The sequence below is a fragment of the Neisseria sp. P0022.S010 genome, assembly GCF_051956635.1.
Window position 1 is genome coordinate 1 of the sequence record NZ_JBQCXF010000026.1, and the last position, 24,006, is coordinate 24,006.

General features: G+C 50.2%; 22 protein-coding genes, 1 tRNA gene and 2 pseudogenes. 16 read left to right on the forward strand and 9 right to left on the reverse strand.

What is annotated here, in order from left to right; all coding sequences use genetic code 11:
• From ACTHUT_RS04810 to ACTHUT_RS04835, 6 genes are all read right to left on the reverse strand, one after another.
• Nucleotides 1-2,023 (reverse strand): valine--tRNA ligase (locus ACTHUT_RS04810; protein WP_440418691.1); only part of this gene is annotated, 2,023 nt, incomplete at its 3' end.
• A 96-nt stretch (nt 2,024-2,119) separates the two neighbouring features.
• Complete coding sequence (gene zupT / locus ACTHUT_RS04815; protein ID WP_002224778.1) at nt 2,120-2,929, reverse strand: zinc transporter ZupT; 810 nt, start codon at nt 2,927-2,929, stop codon at nt 2,120-2,122.
• A 169-nt stretch (nt 2,930-3,098) separates the two neighbouring features.
• Nucleotides 3,099-4,091 carry a WG repeat-containing protein gene (locus ACTHUT_RS04820; RefSeq protein ID WP_440386582.1) on the reverse strand — a complete coding sequence of 331 codons (993 nt, stop codon included), beginning with the start codon at nt 4,089-4,091 and terminating at the stop codon, nt 3,099-3,101.
• A 381-nt stretch (nt 4,092-4,472) separates the two neighbouring features.
• Nucleotides 4,473-5,864, reverse strand: a complete 1,392-nt coding sequence (locus tag ACTHUT_RS04825; protein ID WP_440386583.1) for a D-amino acid dehydrogenase — start codon at nt 5,862-5,864, stop codon at nt 4,473-4,475.
• Nucleotides 5,812-7,203 (reverse strand): alanine/glycine:cation symporter family protein, encoded by a 1,392-nt coding sequence (locus ACTHUT_RS04830; protein WP_440386585.1) that lies wholly within the window; start codon nt 7,201-7,203, stop codon nt 5,812-5,814. Before ACTHUT_RS04830 ends, ACTHUT_RS04825 begins: the two co-directional genes overlap by 53 nt.
• Before the next feature lie 303 nt (nt 7,204-7,506).
• Entirely contained in the window at nt 7,507-8,349 is an 843-nt protein-coding gene (locus ACTHUT_RS04835) for an ATP-grasp domain-containing protein (RefSeq protein ID WP_440386586.1), read from the reverse strand.
• A 125-nt stretch (nt 8,350-8,474) separates the two neighbouring features.
• On the opposite strand from ACTHUT_RS04835, the gene ACTHUT_RS04840 reads away from it, so the two are divergent.
• The 5 genes from ACTHUT_RS04840 (at nt 8,475) to ACTHUT_RS04860 (ending at nt 12,610) form a co-directional block, all read left to right on the forward strand.
• Complete coding sequence (locus ACTHUT_RS04840) at nt 8,475-9,710, forward strand: FAD-binding domain-containing protein (protein WP_440386587.1); 1,236 nt, start codon at nt 8,475-8,477, stop codon at nt 9,708-9,710.
• Between the two features lie 147 nt (nt 9,711-9,857).
• On the forward strand, nt 9,858-10,577 hold the full coding sequence (gene minC, locus ACTHUT_RS04845; protein WP_440386588.1) for a septum site-determining protein MinC: 720 nt from the start codon (nt 9,858-9,860) through the stop codon (nt 10,575-10,577).
• Between the two features lie 26 nt (nt 10,578-10,603).
• On the forward strand, nt 10,604-11,419 hold the full coding sequence (gene minD / locus ACTHUT_RS04850) for a septum site-determining protein MinD (protein ID WP_440386589.1): 816 nt from the start codon (nt 10,604-10,606) through the stop codon (nt 11,417-11,419).
• Nucleotides 11,420-11,422: 3 nt separating this feature from the next.
• Nucleotides 11,423-11,686 carry a cell division topological specificity factor MinE gene (gene minE / locus ACTHUT_RS04855; RefSeq protein ID WP_003680625.1) on the forward strand — a complete coding sequence of 88 codons (264 nt, stop codon included), beginning with the start codon at nt 11,423-11,425 and terminating at the stop codon, nt 11,684-11,686.
• A 3-nt stretch (nt 11,687-11,689) separates the two neighbouring features.
• Nucleotides 11,690-12,610 carry a hydrogen peroxide-inducible genes activator gene (locus ACTHUT_RS04860; protein WP_003749313.1) on the forward strand — a complete coding sequence of 307 codons (921 nt, stop codon included), beginning with the start codon at nt 11,690-11,692 and terminating at the stop codon, nt 12,608-12,610.
• Between the two features lie 63 nt (nt 12,611-12,673).
• Here ACTHUT_RS04860 and ACTHUT_RS04865 read toward each other — a convergent pair whose 3' ends face one another.
• Nucleotides 12,674-12,886 (reverse strand): glycine zipper 2TM domain-containing protein, encoded by a 213-nt coding sequence (locus ACTHUT_RS04865; RefSeq protein ID WP_003684747.1) that lies wholly within the window; start codon nt 12,884-12,886, stop codon nt 12,674-12,676.
• A gap of 254 nt (nt 12,887-13,140) precedes the next feature.
• Here ACTHUT_RS04865 and ACTHUT_RS04870 point away from each other — a divergent pair, with 254 nt between their 5' ends.
• Nucleotides 13,141-13,590 (forward strand): CopD family copper resistance protein, encoded by a 450-nt coding sequence (locus tag ACTHUT_RS04870; protein WP_128581381.1) that lies wholly within the window; start codon nt 13,141-13,143, stop codon nt 13,588-13,590.
• 33 nt (nt 13,591-13,623) lie between these two features.
• A complete protein-coding gene (locus ACTHUT_RS04875) occupies nt 13,624-14,598 on the forward strand; it encodes a TerC family protein (RefSeq protein WP_254343436.1) in 975 nt (324 codons plus the stop codon).
• Nucleotides 14,599-14,666: 68 nt separating this feature from the next.
• Here the strand turns inward: ACTHUT_RS04875 and ACTHUT_RS04880 are convergent, their stop codons facing one another.
• Nucleotides 14,667-15,098 (reverse strand): Ag473 family lipoprotein, encoded by a 432-nt coding sequence (locus ACTHUT_RS04880; protein WP_003749309.1) that lies wholly within the window; start codon nt 15,096-15,098, stop codon nt 14,667-14,669.
• Nucleotides 15,099-15,280: 182 nt separating this feature from the next.
• Here ACTHUT_RS04880 and ACTHUT_RS04885 point away from each other — a divergent pair.
• The 9 genes and pseudogenes from ACTHUT_RS04885 (at nt 15,281) to cas2 (ending at nt 23,276) form a co-directional block, all read left to right on the forward strand.
• Nucleotides 15,281-15,356 (forward strand) — tRNA-Lys (locus ACTHUT_RS04885).
• 307 nt (nt 15,357-15,663) lie between these two features.
• Nucleotides 15,664-17,106 (forward strand): aldehyde dehydrogenase, encoded by a 1,443-nt coding sequence (aldA, locus tag ACTHUT_RS04890; RefSeq protein WP_254343434.1) that lies wholly within the window; start codon nt 15,664-15,666, stop codon nt 17,104-17,106.
• Nucleotides 17,107-17,243: 137 nt separating this feature from the next.
• Entirely contained in the window at nt 17,244-17,819 is a 576-nt protein-coding gene (locus ACTHUT_RS04895) for a hypothetical protein (RefSeq protein WP_314059357.1), read from the forward strand.
• A 70-nt stretch (nt 17,820-17,889) separates the two neighbouring features.
• Entirely contained in the window at nt 17,890-18,174 is a 285-nt protein-coding gene (locus ACTHUT_RS04900) for a hypothetical protein (protein ID WP_440386591.1), read from the forward strand.
• Nucleotides 18,175-18,249: 75 nt separating this feature from the next.
• The gene (gene lysS, locus ACTHUT_RS04905) at nt 18,250-19,761 is read left to right on the forward strand and encodes a lysine--tRNA ligase (RefSeq protein WP_049331866.1); all 1,512 of its coding nucleotides are present in this window, start codon (nt 18,250-18,252) and stop codon (nt 19,759-19,761) included.
• 262 nt (nt 19,762-20,023) lie between these two features.
• Entirely contained in the window at nt 20,024-21,448 is a 1,425-nt protein-coding gene (locus ACTHUT_RS04910; RefSeq protein ID WP_440386592.1) for an alanine/glycine:cation symporter family protein, read from the forward strand.
• Nucleotides 21,449-21,573: 125 nt separating this feature from the next.
• Nucleotides 21,574-21,880: pseudogene (locus ACTHUT_RS04915) on the forward strand (type II CRISPR RNA-guided endonuclease Cas9); the annotation flags it as partial.
• A 163-nt stretch (nt 21,881-22,043) separates the two neighbouring features.
• Nucleotides 22,044-22,957, forward strand: a pseudogene (cas1, locus tag ACTHUT_RS04920) (type II CRISPR-associated endonuclease Cas1).
• Nucleotides 22,950-23,276: a CRISPR-associated endonuclease Cas2 gene (cas2, locus tag ACTHUT_RS04925; RefSeq protein ID WP_036493500.1), complete on the forward strand. Its 327-nt coding sequence runs from the start codon at nt 22,950-22,952 to the stop codon at nt 23,274-23,276. The pseudogene cas1 and the gene cas2 overlap by 8 nt, the downstream one beginning before the upstream one ends.
• 278 nt (nt 23,277-23,554) lie before the next feature.
• Here the strand turns inward: cas2 and rplQ are convergent, their stop codons facing one another.
• Nucleotides 23,555-23,929 carry a 50S ribosomal protein L17 gene (rplQ, locus tag ACTHUT_RS04930; RefSeq protein WP_036493502.1) on the reverse strand — a complete coding sequence of 125 codons (375 nt, stop codon included), beginning with the start codon at nt 23,927-23,929 and terminating at the stop codon, nt 23,555-23,557.
• Between the last annotated feature and the right edge of the window lie 77 nt (nt 23,930-24,006).

A 24,006-nucleotide genomic window follows, 5' to 3' on the forward strand; every position in this document is an offset into this window, starting at 1 on the left:
ATTGGTCGGCGAAGGTAAACGCCAACGGCTGCATTTCGTCTTGACCGCAGTCTTTGTCTTCGGTGTTCATCAACACGAAGTTGGTGGCGTTCCACAATTTATTGCAGAAGTTGCGGTAGCCTTCGGCACGTTTGAAGTCGAAGTTGACGCTGCGGCCGAGGCTGGCGTAGCTTGCCATGGTGAAGCGCAATGCGTCCGCCCCCATGCTCGGAATGCCTTCGGGGAAGAGTTTTTTGGTGGCTTCTTCCACTTTCGGCGCGGTTTCGGGTTTGCGCAGGCCGGTGGTACGTTTCACCAGCAGTTTTTCCAAGTCGATGCCGTCGATCAAATCCACAGGGTCGATGACATTGCCTTCGGATTTGGACATTTTTTTGCCTTCGTGGTCGCGCACGATGCCGTGGATGTACACGTCTTTAAACGGTACTTTACCGGTGAAGTGGGTGGTCATCATAATCATGCGCGCCACCCAGAAGAAGATGATTTCGTAGCCGGTGACCAAGACATTGGACGGCAGGAAGGCTTTGAGTTCGTCGGTTTCAGACGGCCAGCCGAGTGTGGAGAACGGCACGAGCGCGGAGGAGAACCATGTATCCAGTACGTCTTCTTCGCGGGTCAAACCGGTTTTGCCGGCTTGTTTTTCGGCTTCTTCCTGATTGCGGGCAACATACACATTGCCTTCGTTGTCGTACCATGCAGGGATTTGATGACCCCACCACAGTTGGCGCGAGATACACCAGTCTTGGATGTTGTTCATCCATTGGTTGTAGGTGTTGACCCAGTTTTCGGGGATAAAGCGCACTGCGCCGCTGTCGACGGCTTTTTTGGCTTTGTCGGCGAGGCTCAAGCCTTTGAACTCGCTGTCAGGCTCGCCGCCGTTTGGTGTGGCGGACATGGCGACAAACCATTGGCTGGTCAACATCGGCTCAATCACTGAGCCTGTGCGGTCGCCTTTCGGCGTCATCAGCGTGTGCGGTTTGATTTCGACCAAGAAACCTTGTTCCTGCAAATCGGCAACCATTTGTTTGCGCGCGGCAAAGCGGTCCAAGCCTGCGTATTTTTCAGGCAGGACAAAGCCTTGTTGCGCTTCGCCTTTGAAGTTGAACACTTCGGCGTTTGCCAGCACTTTGGCTTCCAAATCGAACACATTAATCAGGCGCGTGTCGTGGCGTTTGCCGACTTCGTAGTCGTTGAAGTCGTGTGCAGGCGTGATTTTCACGCAACCGGTGCCAAAATCTTTTTCAACGTATTCGTCAGCAATCACGGGGATGGTGCGGCCGGTCAGCGGCAGGATTAATTCTTTGCCGATCAAGTGGGTATAACGTTCGTCTTCGGGATTGACGGCAACGGCCACGTCGCCCAGCAGCGTTTCAGGGCGGGTGGTTGCCACGATAACGGCTTCGGCAGGATTGTCGGCCAGCGGATAGCGGATGTGCCACATAGAGCCTTGTTCTTCCACGCTTTCCACTTCCAAATCAGACACTGCGGTACCCAATACCGGATCCCAGTTCACCAAGCGTTTGCCGCGGTAAATCAAGCCTTGCTCATACAGGCGCACGAACACTTCGGTTACGGTTTCGGCGCGAACATCGTCCATCGTGAAATACTCGCGCGTCCAGTCGGCAGAACAGCCCACGCGGCGCATTTGTTGGGTAATCGTGCCGCCGGAAACTTCTTTCCATTCCCATACTTTTTCCAAGAATTTTTCGCGGCCCAAGTCATGACGGGACACGTTTTGTGCGGCAAGCTGACGCTCGACCACGATTTGCGTGGCGATGCCCGCGTGGTCGGTGCCCGGAATCCAGGCGGTATTGCAGCCTTTCATGCGGTAGTAGCGGGTCAAACCGTCCATGATGGTTTGGTTGAAGGCATGGCCCATGTGCAGCGTGCCGGTTACATTGGGCGGCGGCAGTTGGATGGAGAAAGACGGTTTGGTCAAATCCATATCAGGCTGGAAATAGCCCTGCTCTTCCCAGTTTTGATAATGTTTGGATTCGATTTCGGCTGGATTGTATTTGTCTAACATGATGGAACTTTGTGAAATTAAGGTTATTTTTGATGTGCGGATTATAACGCAAAAAGGCCGTCTGAATCATTTCAGACGGCCTTTGGCATACGGGTTTTAAAAATGGAACAATACCAGGCTGACGGCAATCACCGCCATGCCCGTTGTCAGGCCGTAAACGGTTTCATGGCCGTCTGAATAGCGTTTGGCGGCCGGCAACAGCTCGTCCAACGCCAAAAACACCATCACACCGGCTATCACGCCGAACACCGAGCCAAACACGGCAGGCGACAAAAACGGCTGTAAAACCAAATAGCCCAAAGCCGCCCCCAAAGGCTCGGCCAAACCGGATAACAGACACGCCCATACCGTTTTCTTACGGCTTCGGGTGGCAAAATAAACCGGCGCGGCGATAGAAATGCCCTCCGGAATATTATGGATGGCAATCGCCAAGGCCAAAGGCATCCCGACCGCCGGATTTTCCAAGGTGGCAAAAAACGTCGCCAAACCTTCGGGGAAATTGTGCGCCGTAATCGCAAACGCCGCCATCATACCGACTCGCGCGATATGGCGGCGTTTGCTTTCTTGAAACGACGGGTCTTGCGCGTCTAAGGTTTCATGCGGGTTCGGCACCAGGCGGTCAATCAGCGCAATGCCGCCCATACCGGCCAAAAATGCCATGGTCGCCGCCGCAAACGCATGGTCTTTATCATAAATTTCAGCGAACGCCTCGCTGGATTTACTGAAAATCTCCGTCAGGGAAACATACACCATCGCACCGCCGGCAAATGCCAAACCAAACGACAACACGCGCGGATTGGGCGTTTTGGAAAACATCACCAAACCGCTGCCTAATACGGTAAACAAACCGGCAGCCAGCGTGATAGAAAAGGCAACGGCCAAATTGGACATCGAAAAATCGGGCATGAGAAAACCTGCGCTAAAAGCTGGGACAGGTTCAGACTAACACTTTTTAATACGTATGATAATAGTTATTATTTATTTTATTGATTAGATACCCGGATTTTGAAACATAAGGTCGTCTGAAAAATAGTTTTCAGACGACCCTACCTACTGACAAAAAATTCAGGAATTGCTATTCAATCTCAACTGGTTTGCCTTGCTTATCAATATAAAAGAATTCATCTTCACTAAAATCTTCGTCTTTAAATTTATTCTTCATATTAACAAGTGCCACACCATTTTGGAAATCATTGAAAGTACCAAATTTGAACGGTATAACTACTTTACCAGTTTTATCTAAATAACCGAATTTGCCGTTTAATTCTGCACCGATCAAACCTTCACTCAATGAACCTAGATACGTATATTTAAAAGGGATAACTACCTTTCCCTTTTTATCGATATAACCGTATTTATCATTTTGTACAACTTTTGCCATACCATCCTGAAAATTAGAAGCACTTTTATATCGCGCAGGAATTACCCACTGATTTCTGTTATCGATATAACCCCATTTATCAAGAATCTGAACAGCAGCTAATCCTTCATTAAAATAAAAGGCATTTTCATATTTTGGTGGAATAACCATCTCACCTTTTGTATTGATATAGCCATATTTATCTGTATCAGCAGGGACAACCGCAGCCAATCCTTCGCTGAATGAATCGGCTTTATCATATTGAAATGGGAGGGCAACTTTGCCATTTTTGTCAATAAAGCCCCATTTGCCTTTTTGTTTGGCAGGAGCAAGACCTTGTGCAAAATCACCAGGCAAGTCCTCAAATTTCAAAGGAATCACTTCTTTACCACTGGCGTTGATGTAGCCGCATAAAAGCTGATCTGATTTTCCTACTGTTTTACAAACTGCCGCCAATCCTTCAGAAAAATCGCGAGCAACGTAATATTTGAGCGGAACAACAACTTTCCCTTGTCGATTGACAAAACCATACAAATAAGGAGCCTTCTTGTTACCCGGCTTAGTAACCATAGACAGGCCTTCTTCACTAAGGCAATCAACCGTGCTGTAACCTTCTCTACCGGTTAATTTTGGTTCTTCGCAAGTATCAGCCAGCGCAAGAGGCATATACACTGATGCAATAAAAACACCTAAAAATATTTTCTTCACACATTAACCTTTTTAAAAAATGATGTATAGATTCTATAAAAAAATTATAAGGCATGTCCATCTTCAAAAACGGCAATGTTACTGAAAGGAAATATGGGACAATCTCCTATGCTTTTCCCAAGCTGCTACCGTCCCTCAACATAGCCGCAACCGGGTTGTTTTGCTAAATCACACTGCCTTTGGAAAATACCGGCAATACCGCCAACATGAAGAACAGGCCACAAACTTTTTTCAAATCCATCCGTATTTCTTTTACAAAAAATCTTTACGTCAGTCTGATTGCAGTATAACAAGACATACTGGGAACAAAAGGCCGTCTGAAAAATGGTTTTCAGACGGCCCTTAAGTTTGAAATATCACCAAACCTTATCGCTTTCCAGCTTAAGCCTGATAGCGCGACAGGCTCAAGTCGTCGCTGCGGATTTCGGTGTCTTTGCCGCTCACGATATCGGCGGTCAATTTTGCCGAACCCAGCGACATGGTCCAGCCTAAAGTGCCGTGGCCGGTATTCAGGAATAAGTTTTCAAAGCGGGTGCGCCCGATTAACGGCGTGCTGTCGGGCGTCATCGGTCGGAGGCCGCTCCAGAACAATGCCTGATTCAAATCGCCGCCTTCGGGGAATAAATCGTTGACGACCAAAGCCAATGTTTCGCGGCGTTTTTCGGGCAGTTTGATTTCGTAGCCCGACAATTCCGCCATGCCGCCGACGCGGATTCTGTTGTCGAATCGTGTGATGGCGACTTTGTAGCTTTCATCTAAAACGGTGGAAACCGGCGCGCCGTCGGAATTTGTGACCGGCAGGGTCAAGGAATAGCCTTTGACGGGATAAATGGGCAGATCGAGATCCAACTGCGCCAAAACCGTCCTGCTGAAGCAGCCGAGTGCGCAGACAACGGCATCTGCTTCAAACCGTTCTGTTTCGGTTTCCACTGCGCTGATGCGCAGCCCGTTGTGTTCGATGCGGCGGATGGTTTGGTTGAAATGAAACTGTACGCCCTTTTCCTGACACAATTTGTACAGGTTTTCGGTGAAGAGGTGGCAGTCGCCGGTCGCATCCGCAGGCAGGTGCAGGCCGCCGGCAATTTTGGCGGTAACGCGCGCCAGCGCAGGCTCGAATTCTGCGCATTCTTCGGGTTTCAGACGGCGGTAGGGCACGCCGTAGCGTTCCAAAACGGCAATGTCTTGTTCTGCCGCTTCGACTTCTTTGGTTTGGCGGAAAATCTGCAACGTCCCTTTTTTGCGCCCTTCAAAATTCATGCCGGTTTGCACTTCAAAACGGCGGAACATTTCTCGGCTGTATTCGGAAATCCTGACCATGCGCTCTTTATTGATTTGATAGCGCGCTGCCGTGCAGTTTTGCAGCATTTGCCACAGCCATTCGATTTGATACAGGCTGCCGTCGGGGCGAAACAGCAAAGGCGGATGGCTTTTAAACAGCCATTTCAGCGCTTTGGTCGGGATGCCGGGTGCAGCCCAGGGCGTGGTATAGCCGTAAGAGAGCTGGCCTGCGTTGGCAAAACTGGTTTCCATCGCCACGCCCTCGGCGCGGTCGATGACCGTTACTTCATGTCCGGCCTCTGCCAGATACCACGCGGAAGATACGCCGGCAACTCCGGCACCTAAAACCAGCACTTTCATTTTTCTCCTCCTCTGACTTTTTTCAAAACAAACTGATATACATCGGGCCGTCTGAATGTTCCGTTTCAGACGGCCTTGGACATCAATGCGGCAATTCGCCGTTTTTGATTTTTTGTTTGAAGTCGCGCGTTTCATTGACGATGACTTTCGCCATCAACAAAAGCGCAATCAGGTTGGGCAAGGCCATCAAGCCGTTGAACGTATCCGAAGCCAGCCACACCAAATCAAGGCTCAACACGGTACCCAGCATGACGGAAGAGACGTAACCCACGCGGTACAGTCCGGCAAAGCGTTCACCGAAAACGTACACCGCGCATTTCTCGCCGTAATAACACCAGCCGAGAATGGTTGAGTAGGCAAAGAAAATCAGGCCGATGGTAACAATCCAGCCGCCGATACCGGGCAGCATTTTCTGGAAAGTGACGGTTGTCAGCGCCGCGCCGCTCAATTCAGGTTTCACAAACTCGCCGCCTGCGCCGAGCAGACCCATGACCAACACGATACCAGTAATCGAGCAGACAACAATGGTGTCCAAAAAAGTACCGGTCATGGAAACCAAAGCCTGACGGACGGGGTGGTCGGTTTTCGCGGCGGCGGCGGCAATCGGCGCAGAACCCATGCCCGCCTCATTGGAGAACACGCCGCGTGCCACGCCGTAGCGGATGACCGTGCCGATGGCTCCACCAGCCACGGCCTGTGCGCTAAACGCATCGGAGAAAATCAGTTTGACGGCAGGCATCAGTGTGTCAGAATTCACGACAATAATGGAAATACCGCCCACTACATAAAATACTGCCATGGCAGGCACGATAAAGGACGCCGCTTTGGCGATGCCCTTAATGCCGCCTAAAAGCACAATGGCCGTTAATACGGTCAATATCACGCCGGTGTAGGCAGGTTCAACACCGAAGCTGGTTTGCACTGCCTGCGCAACCGAGTTGGACTGCACCGAGCTGCCGATACCGAAGGAAGCGAATGTGCCGAACAGCGCAAATGCGACAGCCATCCATTTCCAGTTTTTGCCCAAGCCTTTTTCGATGTAATACATCGGGCCGCCGGACATCTCGCCTTTGGAGTTGGTCACGCGGTATTTCACCGCCAACACGCCCTCGCCGTATTTGGTGGCCATACCGAAAATGGCGGTCATCCACATCCAAAATACCGCGCCCGGGCCGCCGGTTACCACCGCAGTCGCCACGCCGGCGATATTGCCCGTACCGATGGTGGCCGACAGCGCGGTCATCAACGCTGCAAAATGGGAAATATCGCCTTCGTGGTCTTCACCGTCTTCATGCTTCTTTGACGGCACAAACGCCTGTTTCAACGCATAACCCAGCATGGTGAACTGCAAGCCTTTCAGCAAAACGGTCAGCAAAATGCCCGTACCGACCAGCAGCATCAACATAATAGGCCCCCAGACCCAGCCGCTGATGGTTTCAAAAAAAGCTTTGAGATTGTCTAAAAGCAATTGCATGGTTTTTCTCCTTTGTCTGTTTTATTTTTTAAAACACCACTTTTTTGTAGTGTCCTGTAATTTCAGCACAGAATGTTTAAGATTACAACATATTTATTTTCAAAAGCTTTTCGTATTTTTACCCTAAATAAAACCTAATCGACACCAAGAAAATTGTTTACAATCCAGAGCAGGCCAAGACCCCAGCCCAATTAAAATGACAAATAAAAGCATGCTTTAAAACATCTTCCTGCCAACTGTTTAAAAAAATTCAGGCCGTCTGAAAAAAATCTTTCAGACGGCCTGAATGTGCGTGCCGCAACCCTATTTCAGCAACCCGGCCAACACTCGGGCAAAACGCTCCGCCGCGCCTTCGCTGGTGTGCAGGTACAGGGCAGGTTCGATGAGTTCCAACTCATTAAGCAGGAAGGTATCGCCAATCAGTGTGCCGTCCACGCGGGCATAAACCGGCATTTGCGGCAAGACGGCCAGTACATCTTGCGCGGCACGGACGGCAAACTCGGGCGGCTCGATACCGAACACCGACACGCCATAGGCCGAGTTGGCGCGCCATTCGCCTTGCGGCGGCTGACGGCGCACGGCATGGCTGAATGCGCCGTTGAAAAACACCAGCGAGGTTTCGCCCGCCGTTTCGATTTCGCGGATATACGGTTGAACCATCATGCCTTGCGGATAATCCGCCATATCCACGTCCAATGCCTCCGCACAAACTTTGACCACGCCTTTGCCGCTCTGTCCGAATGCGGGCTTGATAACTGCTTCCGTCCAACCTTGTTGTTTCAGAATATCGGCCAATTTGTCTTTGTGCGCGGGAACGAACACGCTGGGAATCACTTGCGCGCCGCGCGCCGCCAAATCGCACAAATAAGTCTTTTCCATATTCCAAGCCATCAATTCGGGCGGATTGATAAAACGCTGCCCCGCCTGCCCGGCATGCTCCAGCCATTGGCGGAAGGCTTCGGGTTCGGCGGCATAATCCCATGCGCACAAAGGCAGCAAAAACGGCGCGGACGGATGGTTTTGCCACGTATCAAATACGGTTTTCACACCCATGGTTTCCAAATGCCCCGCCAATGTTTTCAGGTTGTCTGACGGTTCGGGATAGGTTTGGCAGGTAATGAGTGCCAAAACGGTTTGCTCGGTCATGGTTGCATCTCGTTGCTAAAACCAAAATTATATAGCGAAATCAAACCAAAAGATTTTTCAGACAGCCTGATACATGAGGCCGATTCTGATAAAATGGTTTCCCCCTTTTCCGTCGGAACATGCTCATGAAATCTGCCCACGTCCTTGTCTGGTTCCGCCGCAACCTCCGCCTGCACGACAATGCCGCGCTTAATGCCGCCGTTGCAAGCGGTTTGCCCATCGCCTGCGTCTGGGTCAGCCAAAGGCCGTCTGAAAACCACAATCCGCGTCAAAGCCTGTTCCATTATCAAGCCGCGCAAGAGCTGCATACCCGTCTGGCGGCACACCATATTCCCTTATATGCCGTCGCTTCCGACGAAGACCTCCTCCCCTTGGCCGCTGCGCTCCATGCCCATACCGTCATCACTGACGAAGCCTACACCGAAGCCGAAATCCGCCAAGACAACCTCCTCTGGCACAATTTCGACCGCGCAGGCATTGCCCTGCAACACGCCAACGACCGCGGCATTTTGGCCAAATCTCCCCTCATGGATGCCAACGGCCTGCCATACACCGATTTTGCCGCCTATAAACAAGCATGGTTGCAGACCTATTCAGGACAAAGGCCGTCTGAAACCGAATTGCCTGTTCAAACCGGACAAAACGTTCCACTATTTCCAGCCCATCGCGGCGCAGTATTGCCTGCCTATCAACAGGGCGGCGAAACCGCAGCCTTAACGCAATGGCACGCGTTCAAACAAAATTTGGTTCACTACCCGATTACCCAAAACTTTCCGGCACGAAAAAACACCAGCCTCCTCAATGCCTACCTGTCCGCAGGCTGCATTTCACCTCGCCTGCTGGCCGCCGAAGGTTTGGCAAACCGACATTTCGAGTGGCTGGACAAGCTTATTTTCCGCGACTACTGCTACCAGCTCGCCTACCACCGCCGTCTGCCCGAAACAACCGATGCCGCCCCGGTGCGCGAATACTGGCGCAACGGCCAAACCGGCGTACCCGTCATCGACGCCTCCATCCGCAGCCTCGAAGCCACCGGCCACCTACATCCTGTTCTCCAGCAGCTGTGCGCCCACTATTTCTGCCATGCCCTCAACCTTGACCCCAACCAAGGTATCACGTGGACAGCCTCCGTCCAAACCGGCACCGACCCCGCGCTCAACCAAGCCAACTGGCACCTTGCCGCCCAAGACACAGCCACCGTCCGCTATGCCCACCGTTCGCACCAAATCGACCCCGACGGCAGCTACATCCGCAGTTACCTCCCCGAATTGGCACACCTGCCGTCCACCCTCATCCACACACCGTGGGCGGCCGCCGATGACATCGACACACACGGCTATCCCTTTCCTAAGGCCGTCTGAAACCTGCGTTCACACCAAAAAACCACACTAAATACAGCTGAAAAACGTTCAAACAAAATATTTTGGTTTCAGACGGCCAAACAGATTGAATAGCCAAGATTTACACGGTAAACTTACGTCATTAAAAAATTTTATTATTTCATTACAATGAAACCCGCATTCGACATAAAAACGTCACGTTTGGACGTCTTATCCATCCATCTGCACACCGCAGATCTAACCGAATTGGAAGAATTCCTGCGCCAACTGGCAGGCCAGTCCCAAGACGAATTCGTTCCCTTCATTTTAGACGTACAAGATTTCGACCATCCCGAATCCATCGATTTGGGCGGCATGATTTCCCTGTTTGCCCGTTACGGTATGCAAATTTTAGGGCTGCACCACATCAGCGATACCTGGGCGGCGGCGGCGGCGCGTTACCACTTGGTCTTCAAACAAGGCAACGCCACCCAGGCAGCCGACACACAGGCAGCGCCCACCCCGCGCCAGGCACCGCAGCCGCAAGACGTACAGGCCACCGTCATCAACAATCCGACCGTATTGGTCAGCACGCCCGTGCGTACCGGCCAGCAGGTGTACGCTGAAAACGGCGATCTCATCGTTACCGGCATCGTCAGCCAAGGCGCAGAACTTATCGCCGACGGCAACATCCATATTTACGCCCCCATGCGCGGCAGAGCGTTGGCCGGCGCAAAAGGCAACACCAACGCGCGCATCTTCATCCATTCCATGCAGGCCGAGTTAGTCTCCGTTGCCGGCATCTACCGCAACTTCGAGCAAGACCTGCCCGAGCATCTGCACAAAAAACCCGTACAAGTATCATTGCAAGACAACCGACTGGTTATCAGCGCAATCGACGCCGAATAAACATCAGTACTTAAAAAGGAAATATCGTGTCCAAAATCATCGTAGTAACTTCAGGTAAAGGCGGCGTAGGCAAGACCACTACCAGCGCCAGCATCGCAACCGGCCTGGCCCTGCGCGGCCACAAAACCGCCGTAATCGACTTCGACGTCGGTTTGCGCAACCTCGACCTGATTATGGGTTGCGAACGCCGCGTCGTGTATGACCTCATCAACGTCATCCAAGGCGAAGCCACACTCAACCAAGCCCTGATTAAAGACAAAAACTGCGAAAACCTCTACATCCTGCCCGCCTCGCAAACCCGCGACAAAGACGCGCTGACCCGCGACGGCGTCGACAACGTGATGAAAGAGCTGTCCAGCAAAAAAATGGGCTTCGAGTTCATTATCTGCGACTCCCCTGCCGGTATCGAACAAGGCGCACTGATGGCGCTCTACTTTGCCGACGAAGCCATCATCACTACCAATCCGGAAGTATCCAGCGTCCGCGACTCCGACCGCATCTTGGGCATTTTGCAAAGCAAATCCCGCAAAGCCGAACAAGGCGGCACAGTTAAAGAGCACCTGCTGATTACCCGCTACTCCCCAGAGCGCGTGGCCAAAGGCGAAATGCTGTCGGTACAAGACATCTGCGACATCTTGCGTATTCCGTTGATCGGTGTGATTCCTGAATCACAAAACGTCCTGCAAGCTTCCAACGCCGGCGAACCTGTCATCCACCAAGACAATGCCGCCGCCGCGGAAGCCTATAAAGACGTTATCGCCCGCCTCTTGGGTGAAAACCGCGAAATGCGTTTCCTCGAAGCTGAGAAGAAAAGCTTCTTAAAACGACTGTTCGGAGGTTAATACATGTCACTGCTCGATATGCTGTTCGGCAGAAAGCCGAAAACCGCCACAGTCGCGCGCGACCGCCTGCAAATCATCATCGCGCAAGAACGCGCACAAGAAGGCCAAGCTCCGGACTATCTGCCGACCCTGCGTAAAGAGTTGCTGGAAGTCCTGTCCAAATACGTCAACGTATCATTGGACGACATCCGCATCTCCCAAGAGAAACAAGACGGCTTGGACGTTCTTGAGCTGAACATCACCCTGCCGGAACAAAAAAAGGCTTAACACATGACCTTGACCGAATTGCGTTACATCGTAGCCGTCGCACAAGAACGTCACTTCGGACGTGCCGCACGACGCTGCTTTGTCAGCCAGCCCACCCTCTCCATCGCCATCAAAAAGCTGGAGGAAGAGCTGTCGGTATCCCTGTTCGACCGTAGCAGCAACGACATCATCACGACCGAAGCGGGCGAGCGCATTGTTGCCCAAGCCCGCCGGGTTCTGGAAGAAGCCGAACTCATCAAGCACCTTGCCAATGAAGAGCAAAACGAATTGGAAGGCGCGTTCAAACTCGGCCTGATTTTTACCGTTGCCCCCTACCTTCTGCCCAAGCTCATTACCGCGCTGCGTGAAACTGCGCCGAAAATGCCGCTGATGCTGGAAGAGAACTATACCCACATCCTGACCGAGTCGCTCAAACGCGGCGATGTCGATGCAATCGTCGTTGCCGAACCGTTCCAAGAGCCGGGCATCGTAACCGAGCCTCTGTATGACGAACCTTTCTTCGTCATCGTTCCCAAAGGACATCACTTTGAAGAACTCGATGCCGTTACGCCTCAGCTTTTGAGCGAAGAACAAGTGTTGCTGCTGTCCGAAGGCAACTGTATGCGCGACCAAGTGTTGGCAAGCTGTTCCGAATTGGCTTCCAAGCAAAAAATCCAGGGCTTGACCAATACCCTACAAGGCAGCTCCATTAACACCATCCGCCACATGGTTGCCAGCGGCCTGGCCATCAGCGTCATGCCGGCTACCGCATTGACCGAAAACGACCACATGCTTTTCAGCATTATCCCGTTTGAAGGCACTGCACCGCACCGCCGTGTCGTTTTGGCTTATCGCCGCAACTTTGTCCGTCCGAAAGCACTGACTGCCTTGCGCACTGCTATTTTGCAATCGCAACTGACCGGTGTAACGTTCGTCAACGAATAAACCGTAAAACAAAAGGCCATCTGAACATTCAGACGGCCTTTTTATTTTTAACCAAATAAAGGATTAGTAGCGGGTATGAACTTGACTGCCGATAACACCACCCAAAGCCGCGCCACCCAAGGTAGAGCCGGTATCGCCACCAATCAAATTACCTGCCACGCCGCCCAATACCGCACCAGCAGCAGTGTTGCGTTGAGTTTGAGTCATATTGGCACACGCACCCAAAGAAGCGGCCAGCATGATCAAGGTCACAGTTTTTGCAAAAGTTTTCTTCATGGTTTGATTCTCCATCAGGGGTTAAGCTTTATATGGAACAGTATGGCACAACCTTTCATTAATATATTTTCTGATAAGTAAAGACAGATTAAACTAAGATAACGCTCTTGATGAACGGTTAAATGCAAAAACAAACGGCAATTCCAAAAGAATATTTATAAATTTTAATATATTTGGCATAAAATTGCGCATACATCAACCGCATTCGGTAGTGATACAATGACGACTTGTCTGAATTACCGGAAACACCCGTCATGAGTATCTACGCACTGGCACACATCATCCACGTTTATTGCGCGATTGCCTTTGTCGGCGGCGTATTTTTCGAAATGCTGGTCCTCTCCGTTTTACACACCGGCCGCGTTTCACGCGAATCGCGCCGCGAAGTCGAACGTGCCATGTCCCATCGTGCCGTCCGCGTGATGCCGCCTGTCGTCATTACCCTGTTCATCAGCGGCATCGTGATGGTGTACAACCGCTACCTGCCGATACTACACCACCCATTCGACAGCTCCTTCGGCATCATGCTGAGCATCAAAATCCTGTTGGCAGTAAGCGTTTTGGTACATTTTGCCATCGCCGTCGTCAAAATGGCACGGCACACCCTCACCGTCGGCTGGTCGAAATACATACACGCCGTCGTATTCAGCCATATGCTATTTATCGTCTTTTTTGCCAAAGCAATGTTCTACCTGTCTTGGTAAACCTTACCCATACCCCACACACAAGGATTGTTTATGACCCAATACCCGTCCGTCGGCTCGCCGATGTTTTACGGCATCTTCTTTATTGCCGTCTTAATCATGATCGCCATCGATATGGTGTCGCTGAAAAAAAACGGCGCCCACAAAGTCAGCATCAAAGAAGCCCTCGCCTGGAGCGGCATTTGGGTGGCCGTATCCTGCGCGTTTGCCGGCTGGCTCTATTTCGAACTGGCGGGCAACCCGGCTTACGGGGCCGTTGTCGCCAAAGAAAAAGTCCTCGAATTCTTCACCGGCTATGTGCTCGAAAAATCCCTTGCCGTCGACAACATCTTCGTTTTCCTGATGATTTTCGGCTATTTCAAAGTCGAACCCAAATTCCAACACCGCGTCCTGCTCTATGGCGTATTCGGCGCCATCGTCCTGCGCGCCATCATGATTTTCATCGGCGCGGCACTGGTACAGCAATTCGAATGGATTCTCTACCTGTTCGGCGCATTCCTGCTCTATACCGGCATCCACATGATGAAACCCGAATCGGAAGAAGAGGAAGACCTTTCCCAAAACAAAATCCTGACCCTGCTCAAAAAAGTCATCCCGACCAGCCCACAGTTTGACGGTGAAAAATTCTTTACCATTGAAAACGGCAAACGCATCGCTACGCCGCTTTTACTGGTATTGATTATGATCGAATTGAGCGACATCATCTTCGCCGTGGACAGCATTCCCGCTATTTTTGCCGTCACCACCGACCCGTTCATCGTCCTTACCTCCAACATTTTTGCCATCTTAGGCCTGCGTGCCATGTACTTTTTGCTGGCGGATTTTGCCGAACGCTTTATCTTCCTCAAATACGGCTTGGCCTTCGTATTGAGCTTTATCGGTATCAAAATGCTGATTATGCACTGGGTACATATCCCGATTTCCATTTCCCTGTCCGTCGTCTTCGGCGCACTGGGCGCATCCATCCTGACTTCTTTGGTGTACACGCGTCAGCAAGAAAAAAAATAATCCGCCGATACAAAAAGGCCGTCTGAAAAACATTTTTCAGACGGCCTTTTCAAATATCGGACACCAGCTTATTTAGCAGCATCTTTCAATTTGTCGGCAGCTTCTTGAGTTGCATCGGCAGCTTTACCCAAAGCATCTTTAGCCGCATCTTTGGCAGCGTCTTTAGCTTCGCCCACAGCAGCTTTTGCATCGTCCAAAGCTTTGTCGCTGGCTTCTTTAGCACCATCGATGGCTTTACCGGTAGTTTCTTTAGCATCGGAAATTGCTTTCTCCGCAGTTTCCTTCGCATCGGCACCGGCTTCTTTAGCGTCAGAAACAGCCTGTTCAGCAGCGCCTTTAGCTTCGGAAGCAGCAGCATCAGCAGCAGAAGCCGCGTGTTCGGCAGCAGCGTTCACATCAGAAGCAACGGCAGAAGCCGCTTCTTGAGTTTCCTGTTTCGCCTCTTGAGAACAAGCAGCCAAACCAGCCACCATCATCGCAGCAATCAATAATTTTTTCATGTTGTATATCCTTTGGTCTAAAAAATATCCATCAGAACTGACAGATTAAAAAATCATAACATAATTAATACTCGGAAACGGGAGAATTAACGCCAAATAACAACCGATTTACGTTTTTTGAAAAAAATTTCAAAAAAACAGTTGACGAAAAGAAACAAGCTCCCTATAATGCACAGCTTATCGGGTCGTTAGCTCAGTCGGTAGAGCAGCGGACTTTTAATCCGTTGGTCGAGCGTTCGAATCGCTCACGACCCACCAAATATAAAAACCTGCTTTAAAAAAGCAGGTTTTTTTACATCTTTATCAAACCCTTCTCCATACGATACCTCCCCTATCTTCAAAATCAAGCCATATACAGGCTTTGTCCCAATGCCGCGTATGAACGTTACCCAACGCATCACACCAGCACCAACCTATAATCAACCAAGCCCGACTCCCCCTTCCATCAACTTTTTCTAAAAACTTCCAAATACCTACCGTCAACCCACTCTAAATCCTCTTGTATGCCAGACAATTTAGGCATAGACTAAAACTACATTCAACTACAACAATAGGAGAAAGTTTGATGAAACAACTGTCTATGTATATTAACGGCCGTTTTGAAACCGATTTTAACGGTACATGGCGCGATGTATTGAATCCGGCAACCGAAGAAGTCATCGCGCGCGAGCCTAAAGGCGGAAAAGCCGATGTTGACCGTGCCGTTGCTGCCGCCAGAGAGGCGCAAGCCGCATGGGAGCGTTTGCCTGCTGTTGAACGCGGCGTATACTTGCGCAAAATCGCCCAAGGCATACGCGAACGTGCCGACGAGCTGACCGACACCATTGTCGCCGAAGGCGGCAAAACCAAAGACTTGGCACGCATAGAAGTTATGTTCACTGCCGATTATCTCGACTACCAAGCCGAATGGGCGCGCCGTTATGAAGGCGAAATCATCCAAAGCGACCGCCCGCGCGAAAATATTTTATTGTTCAAACGTCCTTTGGGCGTAATTGCCGGCATTTTGCCGTGGAACTTCCCCTTCTTCCTGATCGCCCGCAAAATGGGCCCGGCTTTGGTAACAGGCAATACCATCGTCGTCAAACCAAGCAGCGTTACCCCGATCAACTGCCACATCTTTGCTGAAATCGTTCACGCTTCAGGCTTACCGGCCGGCGTATTCAACGTCGTCAACGGCCCGGGTGCAGAAATCGGCAATGCCTTGGCATCACATCCGCAAGTCGACATGGTCAGCCTGACCGGTTCTGTAGAAGCAGGCCGCCAAGTAATGGAAGCTGCCGCCACCAACATTACCAAAGTCTCATTGGAACTCGGCGGCAAAGCCCCTGCCATCGTTTTGAAAGACGCGGATTTGGACTTGGCAGTGAAATCCATCTTGGCTTCGCGCGTCGGCAACACCGGCCAAATCTGCAACTGCGCCGAGCGCGTGTATGTCCACAGCAGCCTGAAAGACGCGTTCATTGAAAAAATGACTGCCGCCATGAAAGGCGTTCGCTACGGCAACCCGGCCGAAGCCGAACCCGGCGCGCTGGAAATGGGCCCGCTGATTGAAGAGCGCGCCGTCAAAGCCGTTGCTGAAAAAGTGGAACGCGCCGTCAAACAAGGTGCGACACTGGTCTGCGGCGGCAAACGTGCCGACGGCAAAGGCTACTTCTTCGAACCTACCCTGCTGACCGATACCGACAACAGCATGGACATCATGAAAGAGGAAACCTTCGGCCCAGTCCTGCCGGTTGCCACTTTCGACACGCTCGACCAAGTCATCGCTTTGGCAAACGACAGCGAGTTCGGCCTGACCAGTTCCGTCTATACCACCAATCTGAATGAAGCGTTTTATGTAACCCGTCGCCTGCGTTTCGGCGAAACCTACATCAACCGCGAAAACTTCGAAGCCATGCAAGGCTTCCATGCCGGTTGGAAAAAATCAGGTATCGGCGGCGCCGACGGTAAACACGGTTTGGAAGAATACCTGCAAACCCAAGTCGTCTATTTGGAAACTGATATCTAACTGCCGATACGGCCCTTCATGAAACAAAAGGCCGTCTGAAGCTGATTTTTCAGGTTAAACTGCACCCAAAAAGTTGCTACTACAACTAACAAGGTGCAGTTTTTTATAACTAATTTTTATTAAATAGGAAAGTAACCATGTTGCACAAAATCGGGATAATGAGCGCGTTGATTTTGGGTCTTGCCATGCCTGCCGCTGCTGAATGTTTGATTCAAAAAGATGGTATCGGAGGAATTAAATTAGGGCAGAACTTAAAGCAGGTAAAACAGAAATTCCCGAAGGCGAAAATGGAGAGAACAAGCGATGCCGAAGGTGTGGCGTATGTTGCCATTACGCTGTCTAAAGACGTTATGGTTATCGCTTTTCAAGATGGAGACGACGATCCTGATTCTCCTATAAAACTCCATAAAAAAATTGATTCTTTGAGCACCTATTCTCCCGCCTGTCACACGGCTTCAGGTGTACACCCGGGCATGAAGATTAAAGATGCAGAAGCCAAGTTGGGCAAAGTCAAAAAAATCATAATGTCGGAAATAGAAGCGCGTGAATATGTAACATTTGCCCGCCAACCTAAAAATTTTACATTTGAAGTGGAACGTGGAACAGGGATTTATCCGGGTAAAGGTGAAGCGCCGAATCAAACTCGGCGTTACCGTCAAACGGGACGTATTGAGGCAATTTCCGTATCTCAATCCAACGGTTTTGATAATTGAAGAGCAAGATATTAGACAGAATGAACTGCACCCCCAAAGTTGCCCTCCAACTAACAAGGTGCAGTTTTTTATGACCCAATATACATTACACTTCAAAATACCAAACCGTATTCCACTACCTGTCCGCGTACGCAAACCAATACCGCATCTCACGCACCCATCTGCGACGTTGGATAACCGCCTGTCAGGAAAGCGGCATCTGCCCACTCAAACCCTTCAGTCCAAAATCTTGACCGACTACCGCAAAAATACCTTTATCGGCGACAAGCCGATCACAAAAATACTGTTTTTGGAGGCAGTTCAGGTTTCAGACGACCTTTCTGCCTTTATAGAAAAAAATACCGACATCGCGTAAAATAGAGCCAATTTTTCACTTTATTCAGGCCGTCTGAACACATGGGCAGCCTGACTTATTTTTCCGGAAAACATCATGAGCGAACAAAACAATCCTCAAATCGAGCCGCAGTTGGACGAAAACCAAATCATCGCCCTGCGCCGCGAAAAACTGCACAACATCCGCAAAGAACGCAACGCTTACCCTAACGATTTCAAACGCGACAGCTTTGCCGCCGACCTGCACACCCAATACGGCGAAATCAGCAAAGAAGAACTCGACCCGCAAGGCATTCCCGTCAAAGTGGCCGGCCGTATGATGCTCAAACGTCAAATGGGCAAAGCCAGCTTCGCCACCATTCAAGACGTGACCGGTCAAATCCAGCTTTATTTGAACAACAAAGGCGTGAGCCAAGAAGTCTTGGATGACTTCAACCACTGGGACTTGGGCGACATCGTCGGCGCGGAAGGTACTTTGTTCAAAACCAACCACGGTGAATTGACCGTGCGCGTATCTAATATCCGCCTGCTGTCCAAATCCCTGCGTCCTCTGCCCGACAAACACAAAGGTTTGAGCGATCAGGAAACCAAATACCGTCAACGCTACGTCGATTTGATTGCCAACGAAGAATCGCGCAATACCTTCATCAAACGCAGCCAAATCATCCAATCCGTGCGCAATTTCATGGTGAACGAGCATTATTTGGAAGTCGAAACCCCGATGATGCACCCGATTCCCGGCGGCGCAACGGCGAAACCTTTCGTGACCCACCACAACGCTTTGGACATTCCGCTCTACCTGCGCATCGCGCCCGAGCTGTATCTGAAACGCTTGGTGGTCGGCGGTTTGGAGCGCGTGTTTGAAATCAACCGCAGCTTCCGCAACGAAGGCATGTCCGTGCGCCACAACCCTGAATTCACCATGATCGAATTCTACGAAGCCTTCTCCGACTACGAGCGCATGATGCAGATGGCGGAAGATATCATCCGCAACGCTTCCCGCGCGGTAAACGGCACGGCGAAAATCAGCTACAACGGCAAAGAAGTCGATTTGGAAAGCCCGTTTGAACGCCTGACCATTCTCGAAGCCATCAAAAAATACAATCCGCACTACACCGACGAGCAGTTGAACGATGAAGAATGGCTGAAAAAAGAAATCGTCAAACACGGTGAAAGTCTGCCTCCGTCTCCGGGCATCGGCAGCCTGCAACTTGCCCTGTTTGAAGGTTGCGCCGAGGGCAAACTATGGAACCCGACTTTCATCATTGACTACCCTGTCGAAGTGTCGCCATTGGCACGCGCATCCGACAGCAAACCGGGTCTGACCGAGCGTTTCGAATTGTTCGTTGTCGGCCGTGAGCTGGCAAACGGCTATTCCGAGTTGAACGATCCCGAAGACCAAGCCGAACGCTTCAAAGCGCAAGTAGCACAAAAAGACGCCGGCGACGACGAAGCCATGCACTACGATGCCGACTACATCCGCGCGATGGAATTCGGCCTGCCGCCGACAGGCGGCTGCGGCATCGGTATCGACCGCTTAGTAATGTTGCTGACCGATTCGCAAACCATCCGTGACGTGATTCTGTTCCCGCAAATGCGTCCCGAATAACGCATTGAAATAAAATCAAGGCCGTCTGAAAACAAGACTCTGTTTTCAGACGGCCTTTTTGTTCAAATATGTAAAACGGGAAAATTAAAATCGATAAATCCTTTACACCATAATAATAAAATTACATGATAATCAAAAAGATAATATAAAAAAGAATATGTAAACGTTTTTCAGTTTGTTGACAGTCTGCTAGAATACATCCAGTTACAGACAGCCTCCACACACAGGCCGTCTGAAAATACAGAAACTCTGAAAGGTTTGTATGGATCAATTTTTCGAACAGCTTCACGGCTGGGTAAACGCCATCAACGACCCAATGTGGTCGGGGTTGGTATATATGCTTTTAGGCGCAGGCCTCTTTTTCACCGTTACCACCGGTTTTGTACAATTCCGCCTCTTCGGCCGCAGTATCAAAGAAATGTTGGGCGGCCGCAAACAAGGTGATGATCCGCACGGAATCACACCATTCCAAGCATTCGTTACCGGCTTGGCCAGCCGCGTAGGCGTGGGCAACATCGCCGGCGTGGCGATTGCCATCAAACTCGGCGGGCCGGGTGCGGTATTCTGGATGTGGGTAACCGCCTTAATCGGCATGAGTTCGGCGTTTGTCGAATCTTCACTGGCCCAACTCTTTAAAGTCCGGGACTACGACAACCACCACTTCCGCGGCGGTCCTGCCTACTACATCACTCAAGGCCTGGGACAAAAATGGCTGGGCGTTTTGTTCGCCCTGAGCCTGATTTTCTGTTTCGGCTTTGTATTTGAAGCCGTACAGACCAATACCATCGCCGATACCACCAAAGCGGCATGGGGCTGGGATCAACACTATGTCGGTGTCGCCCTGGTCATTCTGACTGCCCCGATTATCTTCGGCGGTATCCGTCGCGTATCTAAAGCCGCGGAAATTATCGTTCCGCTGATGGCGGTTTTATATCTCGTCATAGCACTCTTCATCATTGCTACCAATATTTCCCTGATTCCTGACGTGTTCGGTCAGATTTTCTCCAACGCGTTCAACTTTGATTCGGCTGCAGGAGGTTTCCTCGGCGGTCTGATTTCGATCACCATGATGCAGGGTATCAAACGCGGCCTGTATTCCAATGAGGCGGGTATGGGTTCCGCGCCGAACGCCGCAGCCGCAGCCGAAGTAAAACACCCCGTCTCCCAAGGCATGATTCAAATGCTGGGCGTTTTCGTCGATACCATCATCGTCTGCTCATGCACCGCCTTTATCGTCTTGACCTATCAACAGCCTTACGGCGACCTGAGCGGTGCGGCGCTAACCCAAGCGGCAATCGTCAGCCAGGTAGGCGAATGGGGAGCGGGCTTCCTTGCTGCCATCCTGTTTATGTTTGCCTTTTCAACCGTTATCGGCAACTATGCCTATGCCGAGTCCAACGTCCAATTCATCAAGAGCCATTGGCTGGTTACCGCCGTTTTCCGTATGCTGGTTTTGGCATGGGTCTACTTCGGTGCAGTTGCCAACGTACCCTTGGTATGGGATATGGCAGACATGGCCATGGGCATCATGGCATGGATTAACCTCGTTGCTATCCTGCTCCTGTCCCCACTTGCCTTCCTGCTGTTGAAAGACTACACAGCCAAGCTGAAAATGGGCAAAGACCCAGAGTTCAAACTCTCTGAACACCCGGGCTTGAAACGAAAAATCAAATCCGATATCTGGTAAAACCAAAGGCCGTCTGAAATTTCAGACGGCCTTTTTAATCCCTGCCATTTAGACAAAACGATGCCTCTTAAAGCAGAAGCCTTAAGGGGCAGAGCGTTGCGGCACATCTTTTCAGACGGCCTTAAAAAAGTATTGAAATCCTGCTGATGACGCAACGCCTGATGCTGTTCAAAAAATATTGGGGCATTGCACCTTTGAACCGACAGAGCCGAAAGCCGCTAAAAACACCTACACAGCCGAAGTTTCATCTGGCTGACCAAGCTGAACAACCTGCGTATTTTAGAGCAAGGCAGCGAGCGGCCATTGACTGATTCTGAGCGTTCTATACTTATGGACGAGCCGTATAAAAAAGTTAACTTATACCGGCGATTGATATTCGTACACATGATACGGATAGCACCAAAGGGAAAAACGGCATTTTCCAAAATGTTGGTGTCAAAACCGCCCTTTCATTCCCAAAATACCAAATTGACGAACTGGGCAAAGAAATCAGACTATGCCGTCTGAAAAAACGCCCGCCTGTCCGTTAAATTAATCCATCCCTGTTTCAGACGGCCTGAAGCAGGGATTTTTATATACAAATAAGGGGAAAAACATGACTTGGCGCAGCCTGCTCATTCAAAACGGCGGCAAACTATCCTTGCAACGCCGGCAACTGCTGATTCAACAAAACGGTGAGTTCCATACCGTACCATTAGAAGACATTGCCGTAATCATCATCGAAAACCGCGAAACCCTGATTACCGCCCCGCTCTTATCAGCCTTAGCCGAGCATGGTACAACCCTGCTGACATGTGACGAGCAGTTCCTCCCTGCGGACAATGGCTGCCTTATGCCCAATATCACCGCCAACTCAAAATCCTCAAGCTGCAGCTAAATATAAGCGAACCCTTAAAAAAGCAACTCTGGCAACATATCGTCCGCCAAAAAATCCTAAATCAAGCATTTGTCGCAGACGAAACAGGCAATGATCTTGCAGCCAAACGGCTGCGCACTTTGGCAGTCGAAGTCCGTTCGGGCGACACCGGAAACCGTGAAGCCCAAGCTGCCGCCCTCTACTTCCAAGCCCTCTTTGGAGAAAAGTTTACCCGTAATGACAACAATACCGTCAATGCCACATTGAACTACACCTACGCCGTACTCCGTGCAGCAGTTGCACGCACCCTGACCTTATATGGTTGGTTACCTGCATTAGGCTTGTTTCATAGAAGCGAACTAAATCCATTCAACCTCGCCGATGACTTTATCGAACCCTTACGCCCATTGGCCGACCTGTTCGTTATACATTTGCATGAACAAGGCCGTCTGAAAACTGATCTGACCCCTAACATCAAACAAAACCTTATCAAGACCCTTCACTGTCAAATCTGCATCGAACGGCAATATTTCAGCACCTTGGCCGCTATCGACAAAATGATTTCTTCATTTCAAGCCAGCATCACCGACAAAAACGCCAAACAGCTGAAATTGCCTGAAATCTTGCCATTGAAAGAATACCAATATGAGTGAGGCCAAATTTATGAGGATTATCGTCTTCTTCGACCTACCGGTTACCACGGCGGCCAAGCGCAAAGCCGCCAATCAATTCCGCCAGTTTTTATTAAAAGATGGATACCAAATGCTCCAACTTTCCGTATACAGCCGTATTGTCAAAGGTCGAGATTCGTTGCAAAAACACCACAATAGACTATGTGCAAACCTGCCACAAGAAGGCTCAATCCGCTGTTTGGAAGTAACAGAAAAGCAATTTGCCACCATGAAACTGCTGTTGGGAGAGCTAAAAACCCAAGAAAAAAGGGTCAATTCAGACCAACTATTATTATTTTAAAGCCACTTTTTTAGTCAAAATAAAACGGGAAACCCTTATAGAATAAGGATTTCCCGTTGGATTATTGTAGCACTGCGAAATGAGAAAGGGAGCTACAACACGCAACGGGGTCAGTACCGGATAAAGTTTATTGTAGCACTGCGAAATGAGAAAGGGAGCTACAACTATATTCACCCCATTGAATGAAACAATAAAATTGTAGCGTTGTAAAATAAAATAGAGACTTCCTAAATGAAAAAAGCACTACCTAAACAGGTAGTGCTTTCATATCAATTTGCTTATTCAGCAGAATCAGCTGCTTTATCAACCAATTCAACCAATGCCAAAGGAGCATTATCACCTTTACGGAAACCGTATTTCAGTACACGAACATAGCCGCCGTTACGAGCAGCAAAGCGTGGACCCAATTCGTCAAACAATTTAACTACAACATCACGATCGCGAGTGCGGTTAAAAGCCAAACGACGGTTTGCCAAAGATGGTTTTTTACCCAAAGTAATCAAGGGTTCAACTACGCGGCGCAATTCTTTTGCTTTCGGCAAAGTTGTCACGATGGTTTCGTGAGTCAACAAGGAATTCGCCATATTGCGCAGCATCGCAGCGCGGTGGCTGCTAGTACGGTTTAATTTGCGGTTGCCATTACGATGACGCATGTCATTATCCTTTAATCTTCAAACTTACGGCTTTTCTAAGCCTACAGGCGGCCAAGCTTCTAATTTGGAACCTAATG